This is a genomic window from Ancylobacter lacus (assembly GCF_018390635.1).
In the GTDB taxonomy this organism is placed as follows: domain Bacteria; phylum Pseudomonadota; class Alphaproteobacteria; order Rhizobiales; family Xanthobacteraceae; genus Ancylobacter; species Ancylobacter lacus.
This window is the reverse complement of the sequence record NZ_JAHBGE010000044.1, coordinates 490,346-506,854: the sequence shown is the minus strand read 5'-3', so window position 1 is coordinate 506,854 and position 16,509 is coordinate 490,346. Positions and strand designations below refer to the sequence as shown.

Here is a 16,509-nt window from a genome sequence, read left to right as displayed (position 1 = left end):
GAATGCTGGCCGGATGACGATTGGAAACCCGGCCGGATGAACGTCGGAATCTGCAAATCGGCAAAGGGTCCGGCCTCGGGCTGGCCCAGGTCTATGGCTTTGCCAAGCAATCGGGCGGCGGCGTCACCATCGAGACCACGCTCGGTGAGGGCACCATCGTCCGCGTCTACCTGCCGCGCGCAGCCGGACGCCTGCTTCCGGCGGCACCGGATGCGGCTGCGGCATCTCCCGAAGCACCTGCGCATCACCGAACGATCCTGCTGGTCGATGACGACCGAGCGGTGCGGGACGTCACCTCCGCACTTCTGGTCGAGCTTGGCTATGGTGTGGTTGCAGCCGGCAGCGGCGAGGAAGCGCTCGCCCTGCTGCGCCGGGACGAGCCGGTGGATCTCCTGATGGTGGACTACGCCATGCCCGGCATGAATGGCGCCGAGGTTGCCCGCGCCGCGGCAGAGCTGCGGCCCGGGCTGCCCACCTTGTTCATCACCGGCTATGCCGACCTCAAGGCGCTGCGCGAGATCGGCGAGGACCGCGTCGTGCGCAAGCCGTTCCAGGACGATGAGCTGCCGCGGCGGCTGGCCGAAGCCTTCCGACAGGGCCCTTCGAACATCGTCCGTCTGCGCCGTATCTGACACGGGTCTGAGCGATTGATCCGTGCGGACTGATCCGGGCGCGAAAGGGGTGCGTATCGCCTGCACCGACCTGAAGACGGACGCCGCCATGATCGCCTACGGCATTGCCTATCTCGTCACCGGCCTCGTCTTTCTGGGGCTCGACGCGGTCTGGCTCGGCACCATGACCGGCCTGCTCTATCGGCCGCTGCTGGGCCATCTGCTGGCGAGCGAGGTCGATCTGGCAGCGGCGGCGGCGTTCTACCTTCTCTACATCGCCGGGGTTGTCCTGTTCGCGGTGCATCCGGGACTCGAGAACGGGCGGGCGACCACGTCACTTCTTCTAGGGGCCGCTCTCGGCCTGCTGGCTTATGGCACGTATGACCTAACCAATCAGGCAACGCTTCGCGACTGGCCGCTTGCCGTCACCCTCGCCGATCTGTGCTGGGGCAGCTTCGTCACGGGCTGCGCTGCGATGGCGGGCCAGTTCGCCGCCTCGGCGACCCAGCGTTGGGCGACGGGAGCCTGATCATGTGATCCCCGGGGGATGGAAGTCACGCCCATCCCCCCACTCGACCGGGCCGACGCACCTCTCAGCGTCGGCCCGGATTTTTCAGGCCGGCCGCAGCCGATAGTGGCTGACCCCCCACTCTTCACCGCCGGCATGGCCGAACAGACCCGCCGTGGCGAGATAGAAGATGCGCCAGCGCCGCGCCCATATGTCGGCGTCGCGCCCATAAACCTGCCGCAGCACCTCATCGACGGCCGTTCGGTTGGCATCGAAGTGCGCCAGCCAGTCCATCGCGGTGCGGGCATAATGTCGCCCGTTCCAGTTCCACTCCTGCTCCACCGCGAACAGGTCAGGAAAATGCCGGATGAGGCCGCGGCTCGGCATGATGCCGCCGGTGAAGAAATGCTGGGCAATCCAGTCGCCCTGGTCACCATGGTCGAACCGGTAGGGCTGGCTGCGGTGGGAGAAGACGTGCAGGAAAAGCCGCCCGTCCGGCTCCAGCCAGCCGCGCACGCGTTCCAGCAGGCCGCGCCAGTTCGCCATATGCTCGAACATCTCGACCGAAACGACGCGGTCGAAGCGGGAGTGCGGGGCAAAATCGTTCATGTCGGCGGTGATGACGCGGACGTTGCCGAGGCCGCGCCGCTGCGCTTCCGCCTCGATATGCCGCCGCTGCGGCGCCGAATTCGAGACGGCGGTAATGGCCGCGCTTGGAAAACGCTCGGCCATGAACAGGGTCAGCGATCCCCAGCCGCAGCCAAGTTCGAGTATGCGCTGGCCGTCGGCGAGGTCGGCATGTGCGACCGTCAGCTCCAGGGCGCGCAGCTCGGCGTCGGCGAGCGTCGAGCCTTCGTCGTCATAGAAGCAGCAGGAATATTTGCGGCGTGGGCCAAGCGTGAGCTCGAAAAACGCCGGAGGCAGCTCGTAATGCTGCTCATTGGCGCGATCGGCGTGCTCCGCGATGGCGAAGGCCGCCATTTCCGCGGCGAACCGCGCCTCGCTCGCCTCCGTCAGGCGGGCCAGCTCACGGCGGGTGCGCCCGACCAGCGCGGAGATGCCGAGCCGGGTCAACGGGTCAGGAAGCGGGGTGCGTTCCGCCAGGCGGCCGGCTAGGGCGATGACACTCATGCGTCACGATCTCCCGGGTTTCGATGGGGGCAGGCCGGGCCAGAAGGCGTTGACCCGGCGTTGATAGGCGCGAAAGGCCTCGCCGCGCGAGCGCAGCATGTGAGCCTCGGTCGGGGGAATGCCGGAGGCGTGAACGAGCAGCACATACATCAGCGCTGGCCCGATAAGCGCAGCATAACCAAGGGGATATACGCCGCCGAGATCGATCGCGATCACCGCCAGGGCGAGCCAACCCAGCCATTCGAAGAAATAATTGGGGTGTCGGCTGAGGCCCCACAGCCCGACATCGCACACCTTCCGCCGGTTGGCGGGGTCGGCGCGGAACCGGGCGAGCTGCCGGTCGGCAAGACCGGCGCCGAGGATGGCGAGCGCCAGCATTGCCCCGCCGAGCCAGTCGCCCGGCCGACCGAACGGCAGGGGATTGCGTGCCGCCACCAGCACGGCGAGCACCAGCAGAAGCCCCGCAACCGCTTGAATCTGCAGGAAAATGAACAGCCTCAGTCGGGCCTGCCGGCCCCAGGCGCGCAGCAGCTCGGCATAGCGCGGATCGTCCTTGCCATTGAGGCTGCGGCGCAGGATGTGGGAACCCAGCCGCAGCGACCACAGCGCCGCCAGTCCCGCCACCAGCCACTGCCGCCCGCTGGTACCGTGCGGCCCCGCCGGCACCAGCGCCGCTCCCGCCCCGGCGAGGCCCACGGCGAAGCTCCACACGGTATCGACCCAGCCATGGTTCCGGCTGCGGACCGCCAGAGCCCAGGCCAACATCATGCAAATGCTAAGAAAAATGGCGCAGGCGAAAAAGAGGTGGGCGTTGCTCATGGGAGGCCGGGCGGGTTGGAGAGGGGGCGAATGAACGCCGTCATGTCGTCGAGGACGGGGGCTACAAGGTATAATGATGGGGAGAGGGCGCCGAGCAGGGTTCGGTGGTCGGCCCACCGATAGACCCGGTGCTCCACCCCTACGCCGTGTGCGCGGAGGCGGGCGGCGAGGCGCGTGCTGTTGCCGGGGTCCACCGTGACGTCTCGCGCCCCGGCGGCGAGGAAGGCGGGCGGGCCGCCGCCGTCGACGAAGCGGATTGGCTGGGTTGCTTCAAGTCCTTGATCCGTCGTGAAGATATCGCGCAGCGTTGGGCTCGTCAGCGGCAGGAAATCATAAGGTCCGGCGAGCCCCGCCAGCGCGGAGAGGTGGCGCGCGGGGTCGAGCCCGACTGCCCCGAGCCAGCGCCGGTCATAGCTCAGCATGGCCGCGATATGGGCCCCGGCGGAGTGACCGATCAGTGCGGTGAGGTGGACGATGTGTCCGATCACCTCGGGATGGCCATGCACGAAGGCCACCGCCCGGGCAGCGTCTTCCAGAAAGGCGGGAAACCGCACCTGCGGGTAGAGCCGGTAGTTTGGAACAACCGTCAGGAAGCCCCGGCCGGCCAGCGCCGCGCCGACGAAGCGGTACATCGCCTTGTCGCCCTCCTCCCAGCTTCCGCCGTGGAAGAACACCGCGACCGGCTCCGCCCCGGTGGCGCCCGCCGGGCGGTAGAGGTCGAGCCGGTGGCGCGGGTCGGGGCCATAGGCGATATCGGCGATCCGCTCGTGGCCGCCGAGGTCGGCGAGCCGGTTCAGCACCGCGAGCGGGGACAGCCGCAGGGCCATGCTTGCGCCTCCCGACAGCAGCGCGCCTGCCGCGAGCGCCGCGACCACGCCGCGGCGCCCGATGGTCACAGACGCAGGAAGGGCTGGATCAGGCGGCCAATCGACCCGGTGAAGAGAACCCCGCCCTCCAGCGCGGTGAGGCAGATGCAGGGTCCGTCCGGGTCGACCACCGGCTGGTGCTCCACCTCCGCGCCCATCTCGGTGAGGTCGCCCGGCTGGTACCGGCCGAAGGCGTCGGAGAAGGAGCCGGACAGGATCTGGGTGAACTCCAGCCCGGAATGGCCGTGCTCGGGCAGCCGGCGGCCGGGAGCCACCCGCAGCAGCAGCAGCGAGGCCTTGGGGTCCTCCGGCAGGGTCAGCGCGCTGGCGCGCACGCCGAAGCCGGCCCAGCGCCAGGGCCCCATCGCGCAGTCGCGCAGCGGCGCGGGCAGCACGATGCCGTCCGGCAGCAGCGGCGGCGCGGTGCGCGCGGCACCGTGCGCCGGCGTCGAGCTCCCCTCAAGGGAAGTCGCGCGTCCCGCCGGGCCGGCGTCGATCGCGGCCAGCGCCCGCGCCAGCGCATGCGGCACCACCGGCACCGGGCTCATCCCGTCGAGCACCGCGCCGCCGACCGCCTCGAACACCCGCACGCGCTCGCGGCAGGCGGGGCAACCGTGCAGATGCGTGGCCACCACCCGGCCCGGGGCCGGCGCCAGCCGACCGGCGGCGTAGCGCAGCAGGGTCTCGTCGCTGGGGTGATGTCTGATCGTCATTTCTGCTCGTCCAGCAGCGTGCGGAGCCGGTTCAGGGCGAGGCGCACGCGCGATTTCACCGTTCCGAGCGGCAGACCCAGTTCACTGGCGATCTCGGAGTGGGCTTTGTCGTTGAAGAAGGAGAGGCGCACCACGGCGGCCTGCTCGGCGGAAAGTCCCTGCAGGGCGCGCCGCACCTCGGCCTCGCGCTCTGCGGCCATGAAAAGCTGCTCGCCGTCCGGGGACTCGTCGGCCTCTTCCGGGATCGCCTCGTCGGAAACGAACACCCCGCGGTCGCGGCGCAGATGGTCGATCCGCAGGTTTCGGCAGATGGTGAAGATCCACGTAGACGCCCCCGCCCGCTCGGGGTCGAAATAGGACGCCTTGCGCCAGACCGCGAGCATGGTCTCCTGCGCGATTTCCTCCGCCGCGCCGGGCGGCATTCCCGATTTCAGCAGGAACGCCTTCAGGCGCGGGGCGAAATGCTTGAACAGGTGGGCAAAGGCCTGGCGGTCGCCAGTGGCGGCGATCGCCAGTATCAGGCGGTCAAGCTCGGCACCCGCCGGTATCGCGGCATCGTCAAGCATGTGCGTCAAACGTCCTTCCCGCCGCTTCGATGGCGCGAAGGATCTTGGCAATTGAGGAGCGGGGAACAGTGACGCATTCATGCAGCCTTCTACGACGGGCACTTCGCGGTGGATCACGCCGCGAAGGTGATCCGGCTCAATGCCGCAGGCGTACATCCTAGCGCAGGCTCGAAGACCTCTCCAACGCCGGTATCCACATGAACGGCCTTCCGAACAACCCCTCTTCCGACCGTCCGAAGCGGATTGCCGTGATCGGAAGCGGGATTTCCGGGCTCTCCGCGGCCTGGCTGCTCGCGGGCCGGCACGAGGTGACGCTGTTCGAGGCGGACAACCGGCTGGGCGGCCACAGCAACACCGTGCAGGCCTATGGCTTTCCGGTCGACACCGGCTTCATCGTCCACAACCGGGCGACCTATCCCAATCTGGTCGCGCTGTTCGACCATCTCGGCGTCGCGACGCGGCCGACCGAGATGTCCTTCGCGGTGTCGATGGATGGCGGGCGGCTGGAATATTCCGGCTCCGGCCTGGCCGGGCTGTTCGCGCAGCGCCGCAACATCGCCTCGTCCCGCTTCTGGGCGATGCTCACCGACCTGCTGCGCTTCTACCGCAGCGCGCCGCGCGACCTGCCCCGTCTCGGCGACATCAGCCTTGCCGCCTATCTCGACCAAAACGGCTATGGCGAGGCGTTCCGCGAGGACCACCTCTTCCCCATGGCGGCGGCGATCTGGTCCACCCCGACGGCGCAGATCGGCACCTATCCCGCCGCCTCCTTCATCCGGTTCTGCGCCAATCACGGGCTGCTCAAGCTGGTCGGCCGCCCGGTGTGGCGCACGGTAGAGGGCGGCAGCCGCGCCTATGTCGAGCGGCTGCGCCAGCACTTCCGCGGGCAGGTGGCGACGGGGCACCGGGTGGTGCAGGTGGAGCCCCGCCCCCGCGGCGTCCGGGTGCGGACCGGCGAGGGCGGCGAACAGATGTTCGACGATGTCGTCCTTGCCACCCATGCCGACCAGGCGCTGGCGATGATCGCGGCGCCGACGGTGGAAGAGGCCCGCCTGCTCGGCGCCTTCGGCTACAGCCGTAACGAGGCGGTGCTGCACGGCGATGACCGCCACATGCCGCAGAACCGGGCGGCCTGGGCGGCGTGGAACTATCTGAGCGAGGGGCGCGGCCCCTCCCGCAAGCTCTCCGTGACCTACTGGATGAACGCGCTGCAGGGCCTGCCGCCGCAGTTTCCCCTGTTCGTGACGCTGAACCCGCTCGCGCCACCGAACCCTTCCACCGTGGTGAGCCGGCATGTCTATGAGCACCCGGTCTTCGATGCCGGGGCGATGGCGGCCCAGCGCGAGCTGTGGCGGCTGCAGGGCGTGCGGAACCTGTGGTTCTGCGGCGCCTATTTCGGCGCCGGCTTCCACGAGGACGGGCTGCAGGCCGGCCTCGCGGTCGCCGAGGCGATCAGCGGGGTGCGCCGCCCGTGGACGGTGGCGGAGGAATCCGGCCGCATCCATCTCGGCCCCTCCGCCGCGTTCACCCCGCTGAAGGTGGCGGCCTGATGCCAGCCGCCGCGGCCGATTCCGCGCCCGCCGATACCGCCGCCGAGGTCGCCGTGCCGCCGGCGCCGCCCGCGCTTTATGTCGGCCGGGTCCTGCATCTGCGGCTGCGACCGCGCCGGCACCGGCTGAGCTACCGGGTGTTCTCGCTGCTGATCGACCTCGACGACCTCGCCCGGGCGCGCCGGGGCTCCGGCCTCGCCGGGCTGCGGCTGCTCTCGCGCGACCGCTTCAACCTCGCCAGCCTGCGCGACCGCGACTATGGCGACGGCTCCGGCACGCCGCTCAAGGCGCAGGTCGAAGCCCATCTGCTCGCGGCCGGGCTGGAGCCGGACGGCGGCGCGGTGACGCTGCTCACCATGCCGCGCATCCTCGGCTACGGCTTCAACCCGCTCAACGTCTATTTCTGCCACCGCCGCGACGGCCGGCTGGCGGCCATCCTCTATGAGGTCAACAACACCTTCGGCCAGCGCCATTCCTACCTCGCCGCGGTCGACCCCGACGCCGCGCCGGGTGCGCCCATCCGGCAGAGCGCGGAGAAGTGCTTCTATGTCTCGCCCTTCATGGACATGGCGCTGAGCTACGGCTTCCGGGTGCTGCCGCCCGCCGAGCGGCTGGTGATCTCCATCGCGGTGCGGGACGGCGAGGGCCTGCTGCTCAGCGCCGTGCACGAGGCCCGCCGCGAAAGGCTGACCGATCGCGCCCTGATGTGGGCCTCGCTGGTCTGTCCGTTGCTTACCGTTAAGGTAATTGCGGCGATACATTGGGAAGCCCTGCTGATCTGGGCGAAGGGAATCGGCCTGCGGGCGCGGCCGGCTCCGCCCGGCCATGCCGTCAGCGTCTCCCCCGCCCACCGCTCCTGAGGACCCCCGCGGATGACGATGAACAGCAACAGCACCGGGCCGATGGCGGACAGCGCGTTCCCCGGCCACGCGCGCCGCAGCCGGATCGGCGAGGCCATGCTGCAGCGGGTTCTCTCCAGCATCGAGATCGGCCGCCTCACGGTGGTGACGCCGGGCGGCCAGCGTCTCACCCGGCGCGGCGCCCTCGCCGGCCCCGAGGCGACGCTGGAGCTGCACCGCTGGCGGGCGCTGCGCCGCCTCATCTCGGCCGGCGACATCGGCTTCGCTCGGGCCTATGCCGATGGCGACTGGTCGAGCCCCGACCTCGCCGCGCTGCTCGAACTCGCCGCCCACAACGTGCCCCATGTGGAGAAGGCGCTCGGCGCGCTGCTGCCGGTGCGGGTGTGGAACCGGCTGCGCCACGGCGTGCGCGGCAATTCCCGGCGTGGCAGCCGGCGCAACATCGCCTTCCACTACGACCTCGGCAACGAGTTCTACCGGCTCTGGCTGGATGCCGGCATGTCCTATTCCTCCGCGCTCTACAGCCGGCCCGGCCAGAGCCTCGAGGAGGCGCAGGAGGCCAAGCTCGACCGCGCGGTGGAGCTGCTGGAGCTGAAGGGCGGCGAGAGCGTGCTCGAGATCGGCTGCGGCTGGGGCGCGCTCGCCGCCGCCATCGCCCGCCGCGGCGCCACCGTCACCGGCCTGACGCTCTCGCGCGAGCAGCTCGCCTGGGCGCAGGCGATGCTGGCGGCGGAGAGCCTCACCGGTCGGGTACGGCTGCGCTACGAGGATTACCGCGACACCACGGGGCAGTTCGACCGCATCGTCTCGGTGGAGATGATCGAGGCGGTTGGGGAGCGGTACTGGCCGACCTATTTCCGGACGCTGCGCGACCGGCTGAAGGCCGGCGGCACCGCCGTGCTGCAGGTCATCACCATCGCCGAGGACCGTTTCGAAGGCTACCGCCGCAACACCGACTTCATCCAGCAGTTCATCTTTCCCGGCGGCATGCTGCCGACCCGCACCATCCTCGCCGAACAGGCGCGGCGGGCCGGGCTGGAGCTGGCGGACAGCCAGTGCTTCGGCGAGAGCTACGCCCGCACCCTGCACGAATGGCGGCGGCGCTTCCTGCTGACCTGGCCGCAGGCGTCGCGGCTGGGGTTTCCCGACGAGTTCCGCCGGCTGTGGGAGTACTATTTCTGCTACTGCGAGGGCGGCTTCCGCGCCGGCGCCATCGACGTCGGCTTCTACACGCTGAAGGGCTGAGCCCGACGCGGCCGCCCAGCGAGGGGCACCGCCGGGCGCCTCACTCCACCCGCCGCCAGCTCACGCTCCGGCACAGAAGGTCGCCCAGCACGCAGCCCCGAGTGACGAGCCGGGTCGGGGCGACCGTCATCTCCATGGAAAACGTCATCTTGCGCTTGGGGTCGTAGGCGGTGCCGCCGAGCGTGTCGGCGTCCCGGGCCGCCACCCGCATCACCAGAAGGTCGCCCACCGCCTCGCCGCCGCTGGTGTCGCCGATCCACAGATTGGTGGCGCACAGGCTCGGCCCGCACGGGGCGACGCGCACCCGGGCATTGCCGTCGTCGCGCAGCCAGACACCCTTGGCCTGCGCCGCCGGATCGGCGGCGGCCGGCGCGGGCCTGCCGAGCGAAAACACCAGCAGGGCGGCGCAGAAGGCCGGCGGCAGCGCCCGGTGCGGGACGGCGCGGCGGCGCGAGGGAACGCGTGCAGGGGTCGGGGTCCGGGTCATGGCAGGCCTCCGCGGGAGCAGCGATGCCCTGCCTTACGCAGCGGGGGTCCCGGTGGATCTGCCGGCCACGCGCCCGAGCCTCCGCTCAGGGCGCCTCGGCTCAGAGCGCCGCGCCGGCCTGCTGGCGTTCGGCATCGCGCTGGAGCGCGCCGAGCGCCTCGGACTCCGCCATCGGGCGGCCATAGCGGAAGCCCTGGCCGCAGACACAGCCCAGCTCGATCAGCATCCGCTCCTGCTCCGGCGTCTCCACCCCCTCGGCGATGACGTCGAGACCGAGCTCCGCGCCCATGGAGAGCATGGCGCGGGCGATGGCGGTGTCGCGGGGGCTGGTGGCGAGGTCCGTGACGAAGCTGCGGTCGATCTTCAGGGTGGTGAGGGGGAAGCGCTTCAGCGCGCTGAGCGAGGCATAGCCGGTGCCGAAATCGTCCAGCGCCACCCGCACCCCGGCGTGGCGGAGCATGGTGATCTGCGCCATCGCCACCTCGTCATAGTCGAGCATGACGCCTTCGGTCACCTCGATCTCGACGCTGCCGGGATCGAGATGGTGGCGGCGGATGGCCTCCAGCACCTCGGCGCCGAAGGTGCCGCCGCGGAACTGGGCGGGAAAGATGTTGATGCCGACGCGGACATCGCCGATGCCCGCCGCCCGCCACGCCTCCAGCCGGGCGCAGGCCTCGTTCATCACCCAGCGCCCCACCGGCAGCGCCAGCACGCTGCCCGCCAGCACCTCGACGAAGGCGGCGGGGGTGAGGACGCCGCGCCGGGGGTGGTTCCAGCGGATCAGCGCCTCCATGCCGAAGATGCGGCCGCGGTCAAGCGCGACCTGCGGCTGGTAGTACAGCTCGAATTCGCCGCGGTGCAGCCCGCGCAGCAGTTCGTCCTGCAGGGCACGCTGGGCCCGGGCGGCGTCGCGCATGGCGGGCTCGAACAGGCGCCAGTTGCGCCCGCCGCCTTCCTTGGCGCGGTACAGCGCGAAGTCCGCGCTGGCGATCAGTTCCTCGACGTCGCTGGCGTGTTCCGGCGCGCAGGCGCAGCCGATGCTCACCCCGAGCTGGAACACCAGCCCCTCCGTGACGAAGGGCGAGACGAAGGCGCGCAGCACCGCCTGCGCCGCCAGCGTGGCAACGGTGAAATCCGGGCCGCCGCTGTCGGGCAGCAGCACCGCGAACTCGTCGCCACCGAACCGGGCCACCACAGCGTCGGACGGCAGGGCGGCGGCAATGCGCACCGCCACGGCCTGCAGCACGGTGTCCCCCACCCCATGGCCCTGGGTGTCGTTGACCTCCTTGAAGCCGTCGAGGTCGAGCAGCAGCACGGCGGGATTGCCGCTCCGTTCCATGAACGCGCCGAGCAGATCCTCGAAACGGCGGCGGTTCTTCAGCCCGGTGAGCGGGTCGTGATTTGCGAGCCGCAGCAGCCGCATGTCGCGCTGACGACGCAGCGAGATGTCGCGGATGATGGCGCCCATGCCCACCTCGCCATCGTGGCGGCGCCAGACCGAGAGCGACAGCTCCATCGGAAACTCGGTGCGGTCGCGCCGGAGGCCGGTGACCTCGAGGGTGCGCCCACTGAGCCGGCTCTGCCCGCCGGCCGAGACCCGGGCCATGGCGGCGCTGTGCGCCTCCCGCATCCGCTCCGGCATGATCATCACGCAGTCGCGCCCGATCATCTCGTCCGGGCCGTAGCCGAAGATGTGCGAGGCGGCCCGGTTGACGAAAAGGATGATGCCCTTCGCATTGGTCGCGATCATGGCGAGGTCGGTGGCGTTGCCGAACGCCATCATCGACTGGCGGACGATCTCGCTGCGCAGCAGTTCGAGGTGTTCCATGACCAGCGCCGCCAGCCGGACGAGGATGCCGGCATCGGCCTCGGTGAAATCCCCGCGCGGCGCGGTGTCGCCCACGCAGAGCGCGCCGATGCGGTGGCCATGGGCGGAGATGAGCGGAGCGCCGGCATAGAACCGCAGCCGGGTGCCGATCTGCTCCATGTCGCGGAAGCGGGGATCGCGGTCGATATCCGGCACGACGAGCGGAACGTCGCCCTGAACGGTATGGCTGCAGAAGGAGGACGAGCGCGGGGTTTCCTTGATGTCCACCCCGGTGCGGGACACCAGCCACTGGCGGTCGCGCTCGACGAAGGAAACCCAGGCCCTGGGCATGCCGAAGATATCGGCGGCGAGGCGGGTGATCTCCTCCAGCGTCGACGACCCCTCGACCCCGGCCACGTTGAACGCCTGCAAGGCCTCCAGCCGAGCCTCCTCGGTCGGGATGTCGGTCTTCGCCTGCGTACCACCTGCCATCCGGATCGTCCCCTCTTCTGACGATAGGCACGTTATTCATTGAAAGAAAAGGCTTTTTTCACCTTTCTCATTGGTGCGCCGCAACCGCTTCGCGCATCAAGGTACCGCCGGCAATCGCCGCTGGCAGGGCCGGGCTCAGGCCCCGGCGGGCGACCACCGCCTCACCAGCGCCGCCATGTCCGGCCGCGGCCGTTCGCCGGGCATCTGGCGGGCCGTGCCCATGTGCACCAGGCCGGCGACCTGCTCGCCCGCCTCCACGCCGAGCACGGCGAGGGCGAGCGGATGGGTCGCCGCCCATCCCGTCACCCATGTGCCGGAGAAACCTTGCGCGTGGATGGCGTGCAGCAGGTTCATGCAGACGGCGCCGGCCGAAAGCTCCTGCTCGAAGACGGGAATGCGGGTCGAGCGATCCGGCCGGCTGACGACCGCCACCACGACGGGCGCATGGGTGAAGAGGCGGCCCATGATGGCCGCGAACTTCTCCCGCCGGGCTTCCTCCATGTCGGGGTGAGCGAGCCGGTAGGCGGCGGCGAGCCGGGCGCTGGCCTGCCCGCGCGCCTCCCCTTCCAGCACGATGAAGCGCCACGGCACCAGCAGCGCGTGGTCCGGCGTGCGGGCGGCCACCGCCAGCAGGCGATCGAGCTGCGCCGGGTCCGGCCCCGGCGCACCGAGATCGGTGAACGCCACCGAGCGGCGGCTTTCGAGGAAGGCCAGCGGATCCCGCGGCGGGGTGGCGGCATTGTGGGATGCGGACATGGGGTTTCCCGATGGAGACGCCCGCCAGATACACCCGCCGTGCCGCCGTGTCGCTGGAGTGGGCGCGTGGCGGCCGGCGCATCGGCGGGCGATGCGGCCGCAGGACCGGCGGCCGGACAGCCCGGAGAAAGGGAGCGCCGGGCGGCCGATGCATTTGGTCGACCATATAATTGCCTGTACAACAGGCCGGCAATCGGCGGCGCCCTGGGCCCGCACCGGAGGAAACATGAGCAACGACGCCATCATCGACGTGCGTGACAACCCGCAGGCCAGCCGCTTCGAGACCACGATCGAGGGTCACACCGCCTTCGCCCAGTACATACTGGCCGACGGCCTCATCATCTTCACCCACACCGAGGTTCCTCCGGAGCTCGGCGGGCGCGGCATTGCCACCCAGCTCGTCGAGGCCGGGCTGCACACCGCCCGCCAGCGCGGCCTGTCCGTGCTGCCGCGCTGCTCGGTGTTCGGCCGCTACATGCTGAAGCACCCGGAGACGCACGACCTGCTCGGCGATTCCATCAAGGACACGCTCGGCATTCCGCGCTGACGGCGCCGCGCCGCATGCCCGCCAGCGGGGAAGCCTCTGCAAGCGTGGCCGCCGCGCCACGGCACCGGGCGAAATCCGCCGCGCCGGCCGGCGCGGTGGAGCGCGGGGCCGGTGGAGGCGGCGTTCATACCGTTCATTAACGCCGTTCTGGCTATGCCTAGAGGGTAAGGCGCGGGGCCCGGAGGGGTCCCGACGACATCACTTCTGGCACGGTCGATCGGCACATGCGGCACCCCGGGGATACCACCCAACCGTTCGAATTCTCCACCGATGCGGGCATGCCCGCGCCGGGCGCGATGCCCGGCCCGGTGCGGCCGGCCCGGCCGGTGCCGCGCACCAACCCGCTGCCCGGCGCACGGCCGCCGGGCACGCCGGCACCGGCGCCGGCCAAGCACGTCGCCGCCTACCACAACGACCAGGTGACGGCGCGCAGCCTGCTCGGCCGGCCGGAACAGCCGGCCGGCACCATGCCGCCGCTCTCCGCGCCGCTGCTGGCGGCCCCGCCGGCGCCTTCCGATGGCGGCGCGCCGGCGCCGAGCCACTCCACCGTGGCGCTTGCCCCGGCGCAGGGGCCGCAGCGCCCCAGCCGCGCCACCCCGGCGCCGGCGCGCCCGCCGCCGCCGCGGCCGGGGCGGACCCCGCGCGCCGCCGCGCCGGCGCCGGAGGCCGATCCCTTCATGCCGAGCTGGCTGCGGCCCTTCACGCTGCCGACCAATGTGAACACCCGCTTCACCCGAACGCCGGACTATCTGCTGCGCCCGCAGCAGGTGGCGGCGGTGGCGGAGCCTGAGGGGGCCAGCGGGCCCGCCGACGCCCTGTCGAAGGAGGCGCCCGCCGGTCCGCCGGTGGGCAGCGCCGACCCCGCCCATCCGCTGCACGCGCTGCGGCCGCCGCCGCTCATCGTGCCCCGCAGCGGCGCGTGGGGACGCGGCCACCGCGCATCGGCCCCGGAGGCCGGCTCGCCGGAAGCCGGCGCCGAGGCCGCCAGCGAGCCCGAACCGGCCCCCGGCGCCGCCGCGCCCGAGCCGCAGACGCCCGTGCTTCTCGCCCCGCTCCCGGACGTGCCGGGCGCCGGGAGCCTGCCTGCGGCTGTCGCCGCTGTCGTCGCGCCGGTTGCCGACGCGACGCCGGTGACGGTGGCGCAGGCCCCGCGCATCGACGACACCGCTGCCGCACAGGCCGTCGTGGCGCCCGTCGCTTCGGTGGCGGCCGTCTTCGCCGCGCCGGCCGCGGTTGCTCCGGCCGAGACGCCGGCCCTGCCGGTCGCCGCTCCTGTGGTGGCCGCTCCTGTGGTGGCGCCTGTCGCTGCGGCACCCGCCCCCGTGTCCCCGGCCGCCGCCGCGCGCGGCGCCGGCGGGCCGCCGGCCAATGTGCGCCGCATCGCCGAGCTGATCCGGCTCGACTGGGAGGCGCCGCCGGTCGCGGCGCCGGTGGTCGGGCTGGAGGAGGACGACGCCGACGCCCCGCTGGTGCAGGACGAGATCGCCCCGGCGGTGGAGAGCGACGCCCTGCCTGCCGGCCATGAGGACGGTTTCGCCGCCGATGCCGGCTTCACCGGGCTGCCGGTGGCGGGCGCGGATGTGCGCTATTCCTTCGCCTGGCCGGTCTTCGTGCCGCCGCAGGAGGCGGCCCCCTCCCCGGCCGCCATCGCCCCCGCCGCGCCCGCGCCGGTGGCGAGCGTCGCCGCGCCGGCGGCTCCGCTCCCCGCGCAGCCCGAACCGCAGCCGGAAGCCCTGCCGGAGCCCGTCGCCCCGTCGCCGGCCCCCGCCCTGCATGTGGCGGCGGATGGCTATGAGTTCCCGCCGATCGAGCTGCTGGCCGAGCCGCCGCAGAGCGAGCCGGATTTCGAACTCTCCGAGGAGTTCCTCGAGCGCAACTCGGTGAAGCTGCAGCAGGTGTTGCACGATTTCGGCGTGCGCGGCGAGATCATCGACGCCAATCCCGGCCCGGTGGTGACGCTGTACGAGCTGGAGCCGGCCCCCGGCATCAAGTCGAGCCGGGTCACCGGCCTGTCCGCCGACATCGCCCGCTCGATGAGCGCGATCTCGACCCGGGTCGCCGTGGTCGAGGGCCGCAACGTCATCGGCATCGAGCTGCCCAACCAGCGGCGCGAAACGGTGTGGCTGCGCGAGATGCTGGCGAGCCACGAGTTCGAGGCCACCGCCGCCAGGTCGAAGCTCGCCATCGCGCTGGGCAAGACCATCGGCGGGGAGCCGGTGATCGTCGACCTCGCCCGCATGCCGCACCTGCTGGTCGCCGGCACCACCGGCTCGGGCAAGTCGGTCGCCATCAACACCATGATCCTCAGCCTGCTCTACCGCCACCGGCCGGAGCAGTGCCGCCTGATCATGATCGACCCGAAGATGCTGGAGCTCTCGGTCTATGAGGGCATTCCCCACCTGCTGACCCCGGTGGTGACCGATCCCAAGAAGGCCATCATCGCGCTGAAATGGGCGGTGCGGGAGATGGAGGAGCGCTACAAGAAGATGTCGCGCCTCGCCGTGCGCAACATCGACGGCTTCAACGCCCGCGTCGCCGAGGCCCGCGCCAAAGGCGAGATCATCACCCGCACGGTGCAGACCGGATTCGACCGCGAAACCGGCCAGATGCAGGAGGAGGAGGAGATCATGGATCTCGCCGCCCTGCCCTACATCGTGGTGGTGGTGGACGAGATGGCCGACCTGATGATGGTCGCCGGCAAGGAGATCGAAGGCGCGATCCAGCGCCTCGCCCAGATGGCGCGCGCCGCCGGCATCCACATCATCATGGCCACCCAGCGCCCCTCGGTCGATGTCATCACCGGCACGATCAAGGCCAATTTCCCCACCCGCATCTCGTTCCAGGTGACCTCGAAGATCGACAGCCGCACCATCCTCGGCGAGATGGGCGCCGAGCAGCTGCTTGGCCAGGGCGACATGCTCTATATGGCGGGCGGCGGCCGCATCTCCCGCGTGCACGGCCCCTTCGTCTCCGACCACGAGGTGGAGAAGGTGGTGCAGCACCTCAAGCGCCAGGGCCGGCCCGACTACATCGAGGCCGTGACCGCCGAGGAAGGCGAGGAGATCGAGGAGGCCGAGGACGCCGCGGTGTTCGACAAATCCGCCATGGGCGAGGAGCCCGGCGATCTCTACGACCAGGCGGTGGCGGTGGTGATGCGCGACCGCAAGGCCTCCACCAGCTACATCCAGCGCCGGCTGCAGATCGGCTACAACCGCGCCGCCTCGATCATGGAGCGGATGGAGAACGAAGGTCTGGTCGGCCCGGCCAACCACGCCGGCAAGCGCGAGATCCTCGCCAGCCGCTGAGCCGGCCGCCCCGGGATGACGACGAACGGCCGGGCTCGCCCGGCCGTTCGCTTTTGCGCCACCGCGCCCGGCCCGCGAGGGAGCGACGCAGCGCCCAGCGGACGATGTCGCGCGGGAACGGGTTTCGATCCACGCCCCCGTGAGGGAGCGACCGCCGGATTTCCAACATGCTGACAAGAAACGCCGAAAGGACGCGGTTGCGCGAACCCTCGCTGGCGGAGCGGCGCGGCGGTGTGTTGGGTGGCT

General features: G+C 71.1%; 15 protein-coding genes. 7 read left to right on the top strand and 8 right to left on the bottom strand.

What is annotated here, in order from left to right:
• Positions 1–20 precede the first annotated feature (20 nt).
• Together KHC27_RS11240 and KHC27_RS11235 are read left to right on the top strand one after the other, a co-directional pair.
• The gene (locus KHC27_RS11240) at positions 21–632 is read left to right on the top strand and encodes a response regulator (RefSeq protein WP_213338929.1); all 612 of its coding nucleotides are present in this window, start codon (positions 21–23) and stop codon (positions 630–632) included.
• Positions 633–720: 88 nt separating this feature from the next.
• A complete protein-coding gene (locus tag KHC27_RS11235) occupies positions 721–1,140 on the top strand; it encodes a DUF2177 family protein (protein ID WP_213339049.1) in 420 nt (139 codons plus the stop codon).
• A gap of 84 nt (positions 1,141–1,224) precedes the next feature.
• Here the strand turns inward: KHC27_RS11235 and KHC27_RS11230 are convergent, their stop codons facing one another.
• The 5 genes from KHC27_RS11230 to KHC27_RS11210 form a co-directional block, all read right to left on the bottom strand.
• Positions 1,225–2,250 carry an SAM-dependent methyltransferase gene (locus KHC27_RS11230; RefSeq protein WP_213338928.1) on the bottom strand — a complete coding sequence of 342 codons (1,026 nt, stop codon included), beginning with the start codon at positions 2,248–2,250 and terminating at the stop codon, positions 1,225–1,227.
• A 3-nt stretch (positions 2,251–2,253) separates the two neighbouring features.
• Complete coding sequence (locus KHC27_RS11225; protein WP_213338925.1) at positions 2,254–3,069, bottom strand: DUF1295 domain-containing protein; 816 nt, start codon at positions 3,067–3,069, stop codon at positions 2,254–2,256.
• A complete protein-coding gene (locus KHC27_RS11220; protein WP_213338923.1) occupies positions 3,066–3,896 on the bottom strand; it encodes an alpha/beta hydrolase in 831 nt (276 codons plus the stop codon). The genes KHC27_RS11225 and KHC27_RS11220 overlap by 4 nt, the downstream gene beginning before the upstream one ends.
• 65 nt (positions 3,897–3,961) lie before the next feature.
• Positions 3,962–4,648, bottom strand: coding sequence for a ChrR family anti-sigma-E factor (locus KHC27_RS11215; protein ID WP_213338921.1), 687 nt, complete (start codon positions 4,646–4,648; stop codon positions 3,962–3,964).
• The gene (locus tag KHC27_RS11210) at positions 4,645–5,214 is read right to left on the bottom strand and encodes a sigma-70 family RNA polymerase sigma factor (protein ID WP_213339047.1); all 570 of its coding nucleotides are present in this window, start codon (positions 5,212–5,214) and stop codon (positions 4,645–4,647) included. The genes KHC27_RS11215 and KHC27_RS11210 overlap by 4 nt, the downstream gene beginning before the upstream one ends.
• Before the next feature lie 197 nt (positions 5,215–5,411).
• On the opposite strand from KHC27_RS11210, the gene KHC27_RS11205 reads away from it, so the two are divergent.
• Genes KHC27_RS11205 through KHC27_RS11195 form a run of 3 tightly spaced genes read left to right on the top strand, consistent with a single transcriptional unit; the run spans position 5,412 to position 8,869 of the window.
• Positions 5,412–6,764: an NAD(P)/FAD-dependent oxidoreductase gene (locus tag KHC27_RS11205; protein WP_213338915.1), complete on the top strand. Its 1,353-nt coding sequence runs from the start codon at positions 5,412–5,414 to the stop codon at positions 6,762–6,764.
• Positions 6,764–7,624 carry a DUF1365 domain-containing protein gene (locus tag KHC27_RS11200; RefSeq protein ID WP_213338914.1) on the top strand — a complete coding sequence of 287 codons (861 nt, stop codon included), beginning with the start codon at positions 6,764–6,766 and terminating at the stop codon, positions 7,622–7,624. The genes KHC27_RS11205 and KHC27_RS11200 overlap by 1 nt, the downstream gene beginning before the upstream one ends.
• Positions 7,625–7,636: 12 nt before the next feature.
• Complete coding sequence (locus KHC27_RS11195; protein ID WP_425514874.1) at positions 7,637–8,869, top strand: class I SAM-dependent methyltransferase; 1,233 nt, start codon at positions 7,637–7,639, stop codon at positions 8,867–8,869.
• A gap of 40 nt (positions 8,870–8,909) precedes the next feature.
• Here the strand turns inward: KHC27_RS11195 and KHC27_RS11190 are convergent, their stop codons facing one another.
• The 3 genes from KHC27_RS11190 to KHC27_RS11180 all read right to left on the bottom strand — a co-directional run bounded on the left by KHC27_RS11190 (position 8,910) and on the right by KHC27_RS11180 (position 12,411).
• Positions 8,910–9,356 carry a DUF2147 domain-containing protein gene (locus tag KHC27_RS11190; RefSeq protein WP_213338913.1) on the bottom strand — a complete coding sequence of 149 codons (447 nt, stop codon included), beginning with the start codon at positions 9,354–9,356 and terminating at the stop codon, positions 8,910–8,912.
• A 100-nt stretch (positions 9,357–9,456) separates the two neighbouring features.
• The gene (locus KHC27_RS11185; protein WP_213338912.1) at positions 9,457–11,655 is read right to left on the bottom strand and encodes a putative bifunctional diguanylate cyclase/phosphodiesterase; all 2,199 of its coding nucleotides are present in this window, start codon (positions 11,653–11,655) and stop codon (positions 9,457–9,459) included.
• A gap of 135 nt (positions 11,656–11,790) precedes the next feature.
• Positions 11,791–12,411 (bottom strand): nitroreductase family protein, encoded by a 621-nt coding sequence (locus KHC27_RS11180; protein WP_213338910.1) that lies wholly within the window; start codon positions 12,409–12,411, stop codon positions 11,791–11,793.
• 226 nt (positions 12,412–12,637) lie between these two features.
• Between KHC27_RS11180 and KHC27_RS11175 the strand changes: the two genes are divergently transcribed.
• Positions 12,638–12,958, top strand: coding sequence for a GNAT family N-acetyltransferase (locus tag KHC27_RS11175; RefSeq protein WP_213338908.1), 321 nt, complete (start codon positions 12,638–12,640; stop codon positions 12,956–12,958).
• Positions 12,959–13,236: 278 nt separating this feature from the next.
• The gene (locus KHC27_RS11170; RefSeq protein WP_246519807.1) at positions 13,237–16,263 is read left to right on the top strand and encodes a DNA translocase FtsK; all 3,027 of its coding nucleotides are present in this window, start codon (positions 13,237–13,239) and stop codon (positions 16,261–16,263) included.
• Positions 16,264–16,509 lie beyond the last annotated feature (246 nt).